At 67.6% G+C, this 1390-nt stretch carries 2 protein-coding genes; both read right to left on the bottom strand.

All coding sequences use genetic code 11. The features are described 5' to 3' along the window. Positions 1-422 (bottom strand): IS110 family transposase (locus BN1197_RS00125; RefSeq protein ID WP_040155191.1); only part of this gene is annotated, 422 nt, incomplete at its 3' end. A gap of 343 nt (positions 423-765) precedes the next feature. Continuing rightward, positions 766-1390, bottom strand: a 625-nt coding sequence (locus tag BN1197_RS00120) for a transposase (RefSeq protein ID WP_040155189.1), incomplete at its 5' end; no start/stop codon positions are given.

Genomic DNA, 1390 nt, shown 5'->3' with positions numbered 1-1390 from the left:
ATGAGGGCTTCGCGGTGGTCCACCAGCAGGCGGATATCACGCTCTGCGCCGTCCAGGCGGGCCACCGGCAGGTCAGGTTCGCGTAGTGCCGCGCGGGCCACGGCCAAGGCATCAATGGGGTCGGACTTGCCGTAGCTGCGGGCGCTGTCGCGCACGTGGGCCATGAGCTTGGGTGGGACACGCACCAGGTCCTCCCCGGCGGCGAGCAGGTCTGCTTCCAGTCGCCGGGTCATGTGCCGGCAGTCCTCGATGGCCCAACGGCGATCGTGCCCGGCCGGGGTGACCTGCACGGCCCAAGCGAGGGCCTGCAGATGCTCGCTGGTGGTGGTCCCGATGGTGCGGGTCGCGATCTTGCGGCCCAGCTCATCGACGGCAACGATCGTGTGAGAGCGCTTGTGTGCATCGACACCGAACGTGATCATGGGAAGTGCCCTTCCTGGCCGTGAATCGGGTGGGGTTCACGGTCCGGCCGGTGGGCATATCCCAGTCAGGATGCGCCGATCACGCTCCTCTCAAGCCACGCCGGTCGGGCCGTGGTGTCCCGGCGAGCCGCACTACGGACATTAGCCACGAGGGCAGAGCGCAACAGGAGCGAACCCACCGGAACACCCCCAAGCCTTCCACTGGGAGCGCCAGCGGGGACCAGGCGCCTGACGAAACTGCCTGTCCGAGCGCCAGCGCGGACCAGGCGCCTGACGAAACTGCCTGTCCGAGCGCCAGCGCGGACCAGGCGCCTGACGAAACTGCCTGTCCCTAGCTCCTCTGTCAAGCGGCGAGGGTGAGCTGGGTTTGTTGGTCGGTGCGCAGGGCTTGGTAGACGGTGCGGGAGATGTGGCGTTTGAGGACGCGGAGGGCTTCTCGGCCGGATTTGCCGCTTTCGACGCGGCGTTTGATGAGGTCTTTGGCGGGTTGGTGGTGGCGGGCTTGGGTGAGGGCGATTCGGTGGATCGCGGCGTTGAGTTGTCGGTTGCCCGTTCGTGAGAGTCGGTGACGTGGGGTGTTGGAGGACCAGACGGGCAGTGGGGCGGTGCCGTTGTAGCTGGCGAAGGCGTCGCTGGTGGTGAAGCGGTCGATGCCTGCGGTTTCACCGACGATCTTGGCCGCGGTCAACGCGGCGCAGCCGGGGATGGCCAGCAGGGCGGGTGCGTGCTCGAGGGTGAGTTGCTGGAGTTCTTTCTCCAACTCCCTGATCGTGTGGGTGAGGTCGCGGGCTCGGGCGTTGAGGTCGCGGGCCAGGCGGGCGACGATTCCGGTTTTGTCGGCGAGCTGGCGCTCGACCAGGGTGTAGGCCTTGAGTTGGCGGAACCCGCGGGCGGTGATCTCGGTGCCGGGGTCGAGCTCGTGCAGGTGCCAGCGCAGCCTGTTGACAAGGGCGGTTCGTTCGCGGATG

The sequence above is a fragment of the Mobilicoccus massiliensis genome, assembly GCF_000826525.2.
GTDB classification, from domain to species: Bacteria; Actinomycetota; Actinomycetes; order Actinomycetales; family Dermatophilaceae; genus Mobilicoccus; species Mobilicoccus massiliensis.
This window is presented reverse-complemented; position numbering and strand designations above follow the sequence as displayed.